Here is a 4877-nt window from a genome sequence, read left to right on the forward strand (position 1 = left end):
GGTTTGGGCTTAGAACCCCCAGTCCTGGATTTCACGCAGGTCGGTAGCGGTGTAAGGCGAGCCGTCCGGCTTTTGGGCGCCGTCCTTGGCCTCGACAGTCCACAGATAGATTTCTCCAAGACCGGTCGAAATGGGGCCCATTGCCGGCGTGATACCGGCAGGCAATTTATCCTTGGCTTCCTGAATGCGTTGATTCACCAGTTGCCGGGCGAAATAGACGTCGGTGCCGTCCTGGAAAATCACGGTGATTTGCGATAAACCGTAGCGGGACAGCGACCGAGTTTGCTCCAGATGCGGCAAGCCGGCCATGACGGTTTCGATAGGGTAGGTAATGCGCTGTTCGGTTTCCAATGGCGAATAGCCGGGCGCCGTGGTATTGATTTGCACCTGAACATTGGTAATGTCCGGCACAGCATCAATCGGCAAAATCGAATAATTGAAAATACCGAGGCCCGCCATACCCAGTACGGCCAGCATCACCAGCCAGCGATGTTCTATTGCTAAACGAATCAGTCGTTCAAACATGATGCAGGCCTCCTGTATTGCGGGTTTTCCTACCAAAACCGAATAAACCGCGCACTAAGCTTCGCCGTGCCAGCCCATCACAATGACCAACATTCCGAACAAGGCGATGCCTGCGCCAGCCCAATCCAACACCGACAATTTGACGCCATCCACCACTCTGAGCCAAACGAGAGCGGTAGCCACGTAAACACCGCCATAGGCTGCGTAAATCCGGCCACTGGCGGCCGGGTGTAGCGTGAGCAGCCACACGAACAGCGACAGGCTGATCATAGCCGGCAATAGTAGCCACGGAGAGCCTCCCTTGCGGAGCCACAGATAAGGCAGAAAACAGCCGATGATCTCGGCAAGGGCTGTCACAAAGAAAAGAGCGGTAGTTTTCAGTATTAACATCATTTGACATTCCGGGTTGTAACAATAGAGTTGAGAGCGCTTCACGAGCACGCAACGCAGATAATATTAAGCTTTTATAACGGCTGAGATTTGCTGCTACATCAGTGTTCATGAGAAGCTCCTGCCTTGCCTTGCTCGGATTTAATGACAAAGCTGCCGTTAACCGCGTATTCCGTGCCCGGCATCAATCCGGCTACGATTTCGGTCACTTTGCCGTCGGAGAGTCCGGTCGTGATCGGTTGGGCGATAAAGCCGCCCGGCACGCGGATAAAAATCGTCGGTTTGTCGTTGATCGTCTGGATGGCGTCGGACGACACGGCGACCGGCACTTCGGTTTCTTTGGCGACCAGCTCGACCGTGATGAACAAGCCCGGTCGCCAGGCCATCTGCGGATTCGCCAAAGTCACGCGGGCCTTGGCAGTGCGGGTTTGCTCGCCCATCAGCGCGCCCACGTAGGACACTATGCCGGATGCGGTAGAGTCGAATGCCGTGGCTTTAATCGTGACCTTTTTGCCGACCCGAACGACATTGAGGTCTTTCGCCGACACGATAATTTCCGCCCAAACCGACGACAGATCGGAAATAGTGAAGATGCTGGCATCTTCCTTGACGGCTTCTCCCAAAGCGATGTGTTTCTCGACCACCATGCCGTCGAACGGTGCGCGAATTTCGTAGCGGTTGAGCAGTGTACCTGAGTTGACCGATACCGTCGGACTTGCGCCAAGTGCCATCAGCTTGTGTTGTGCATTATGTACGGCGATTTCCGCCTCGCGCATAGCCTGTCGGGCTTGCAGGTAGTCCTGCTCCGCCGAGATTTTCGCCTCCCATAAGTGTTTTTCCCGCGCAAAGGTGGTGCGCGCCAATTCCAGGCGTTTCTGGGCGGAAAGCAACTCGCTGCGCTGTTCCGATAACGCCGTACTGGCAATCACCGCCAGCACTTGACCTTTTTTGACTTGCTGCCCGAGGTTGGCGGAAACACTCTCGACCACGCCGGCCAGACGCGGCACCACGTGGGAGGTCATATCTTCATTGAAGCGAATTTCACCGGGCAGGGTTACGACGCTTTTGATGTGCGCGGCGCCTGCTGTCTGGGTTGTTATGCCGGTTTCCTCGATCTGATGATCGGTCAACGCAATTTTCCCTTCCTCTTTAACCCAAGAAAATTGCAATGCCTGGTTGTCGTGCCTTGCCGTTACATTCGCTTCAAAGACATGCGGCTCTTCGATTGTCTGGATGCTCTGCAAAAAATCCTTTTCCGGCGCAAAGTCGATGTGCTGTTGCTGCCCATTTGGCCGCGTCAGCAACAGTGATACCTGATCGGCGGCTGGTAGCAGCAGCTTATGCTGATTGAACTGATAGATACGGAAGCGCGGCTCGCCTTCCTCTTCGCTGAGCAGGATTTCCAGTTCGAAATCGCCGTTGATGAATAAATCGCCGCCGTGTGGACCTTGAGCCTGTTTGGCTTCATCTGAATGACCATGGTCGTCATCGCTTTGATTGGTATGTACTTTAGCTTCTACGTGGTTTTCTTCGCCATGTTCTTCGCCTTCCGGCATCGACTTATCGATGCTAAGAATGAAAACACCTAACAACACACCGAAAAGAATAATCGCGGCGATCGCGATGATTTGCTTCTTACTGATATTGATGTTCATTGGGATACCGCCTGTTTGCTATTACCTAATGTCTCGTTCATGCTGCTTCCGACCAAGCGTTCCACCTCGGCCATGGATTTGTGATAATCCGCGAGTGCCAACAAATACTGATTTTTCGCGCCAAACAGGGTGCGCTGCGCATCCAGTACATCCAGAAATCCGAACTTGCCGAAACGGTAGCCTTCACGGGCGGCGTCATAGGCGCTTTGAGCGCCGGGCAAAATGTCCTGACGGAGCGCCACAACTTCGGCATGGGCAGCCTCCAACTTTTGATAGGCCGTGTTCAAAGCGGTTGTGATACGCACTTCGGCACTCCGAAGTTCTTCCTCCGCTTTGGTCAGCCGATGTTCGGCTTCCTGAATGCCGCCCTGATTGCGATTGAATACCGGCAACGGCACCGAAAAACCGACGACTAAGGCGTAATCATTGGGCATAAGATACTTACTGGCGCCTACTGTCGCGGTCACGTCCGGGACGGCTTTGGACTTTTCCAGCGTGATAAGCGCTTGACGTTGGGTGATTTCGGTTGCCCAACGCGCTAAATCGGGATTATTGGACAGGCGTTGCTGCAATGCATCCAGGGACGCCTGCGCGGATGGGATGCTGTCCAGATTACCGGCCACCGATTCAAAACGCGCCGTGGTGCCGCCCCAACCCGCCGCCAAACGTTTACGGGCGGCTTCCAGTTCTTTCCGGGCACGCATCAGCTCGATTTGTACCGAGGCACGCGCGACGTTGGCTTTGGTTTCTTCAACGGGCGATACTTTGCCGGCCTGAACCCGCGCGGCTGTCGTTACCGCCGTCTGATTCGCCAAGTCATGCGTTTGTTGGGTTAGCGCCAAGCGCTGTTGAGCCGCCAACACGTCAATAAAGTCCTGTGTCACTTGGGTCAGCACATCGGCACGTTTGGCTTCGTAATCCCAATCGGCAAGCTGCTTGGTCAGTGCGGCAGCTTCGATGCGTGCGCTCCGCTTACCGCCCAACTCGATTAATTGACTCAGCTCCAAGGTGACGACATCGCCATCGAAGCCTTGCATGACCCGATTGCCGAAGTTAGAAGCATTGGCGTTGAAGGTGGGGTTGGGGAACAATCCGGCTTGTAAGGCGGCGGCTTCCTGAGCTCGGCTCTCCCAGGAAAAGGCCGACAGTTCCGGGTTTTGGGTTAACGCCAAGGCCAGGGCTTGAGATAAAACCAAGACGCCGGTCGGTTCCTCGGCGATTGGCCGACTGGAATCACTCGGAACCTGATAGCCGGATTGAGCCGGCGACAGCGCGTCGTCTGTCGGGCTGGCATCTACAGGACCGGCAATGATGAAACAACACAATGCGATGCCAAATGACCGCATAGAATTCGATAACATGGAAAACTTCTCCGTAGCATAGAGGTAACGTCAGCAAAAAACACAGGCATTAAACCTGCGGCTTTAGCGGGTAGGTTGCAGCTAGGAGATGGGGTTAAATCAGTAAAACGATACTGCGTAGAGCGAGCAGTCGAGGATCGGTGAAAGGTGGATCGAAAAATGCCGGTTGCCGAATAAAAGGTCGGCCATGAAGCGACAACAGCGAAAATAGGAAAAATACCGGCAAAAGCCCGCTATCAAGCGCTATTTTTACAAAATCCGTTAACGACAGTGGGATGTGATCATCGCCATCCAGAGCGATGTCGGTGCATGGGGCGTTACAAGGTGCATCGTCGTCGGTGAAATGAACACCGGCTGTATCGCTGAAATGGTCGTTTTTATCCGGATCAATGCCATGATCATACCCGACGTGCTCCACAGCGACATGGCCATCCTCCCCAAAACACAGCACAAAGGCCGACGCATCGCGATGCCCCAGGCCGAAATGACCAAGGATAGCGAGGATCAGCACAAAAGAGAGCCAATTTTTGGAGTGTCGTAAGGCATTCATGTCAAATAAATTTATCACACGAAAGCAGTAATACCCAGTTTTTTGCCGTTGTACACACAGACGGCTGGATTTGTCAGTTATCGACTTTTGAGAGAATAGCTCATTGAGTTATACGGATTCACGCAGATGTGCAGCTATGTCCGCTTTCTGGTTATGACTGAACCTTGAGTAATTTTTGGACTTCGAAATGGCTGCAAGGGACCGTCAGCAATGATTCGTGGTGCATGGAAAATAGCCATTCCGGACCGTCGGTGTTCAGAAGAGACCAGTTCGACAGTTTAAAATGGCGGCTGGTGACACGACTGCTTGTATTACCCCTATTTCTAAGCTGCCTGTGCGGCAGCGGACAATGACTCACCGCAGGCCAGTCAGCTGTCGCCTTTCTAAGCTGCCTGT

6 protein-coding genes are annotated in these 4877 nt (G+C 53.7%); all 6 read right to left on the reverse strand.

The annotated features are described in order from the left end of the window. Positions 1–9: 9 nt before the first annotated feature. Positions 10–525 (reverse strand): efflux RND transporter permease subunit, encoded by a 516-nt coding sequence (locus A1359_RS02515; RefSeq protein ID WP_066977541.1) that lies wholly within the window; start codon positions 523–525, stop codon positions 10–12. Positions 526–579: 54 nt separating this feature from the next. Beyond that, positions 580–918 carry a YnfA family protein gene (locus A1359_RS02520; RefSeq protein ID WP_456297533.1) on the reverse strand — a complete coding sequence of 113 codons (339 nt, stop codon included), beginning with the start codon at positions 916–918 and terminating at the stop codon, positions 580–582. 98 nt (positions 919–1016) lie between these two features. Further along, on the reverse strand, positions 1017–2570 hold the full coding sequence (locus A1359_RS02525) for an efflux RND transporter periplasmic adaptor subunit (protein ID WP_036293398.1): 1554 nt from the start codon (positions 2568–2570) through the stop codon (positions 1017–1019). Next, positions 2567–3931, reverse strand: a complete 1365-nt coding sequence (locus tag A1359_RS02530) for a TolC family protein (protein ID WP_036293396.1) — start codon at positions 3929–3931, stop codon at positions 2567–2569. The genes A1359_RS02525 and A1359_RS02530 overlap by 4 nt, the downstream gene beginning before the upstream one ends. A 94-nt stretch (positions 3932–4025) precedes the next feature. Further along, complete coding sequence (locus A1359_RS02535; protein WP_051954193.1) at positions 4026–4499, reverse strand: hypothetical protein; 474 nt, start codon at positions 4497–4499, stop codon at positions 4026–4028. Between the two features lie 133 nt (positions 4500–4632). Continuing rightward, the coding region (locus tag A1359_RS22980) for a hypothetical protein (RefSeq protein WP_232322085.1) at positions 4633–4877 on the reverse strand (245 nt) is incomplete at its 5' end.

Source organism: Methylomonas lenta (assembly GCF_001644015.1).
Lineage (GTDB): Bacteria > Pseudomonadota > Gammaproteobacteria > Methylococcales > Methylomonadaceae > Methylomonas > Methylomonas lenta.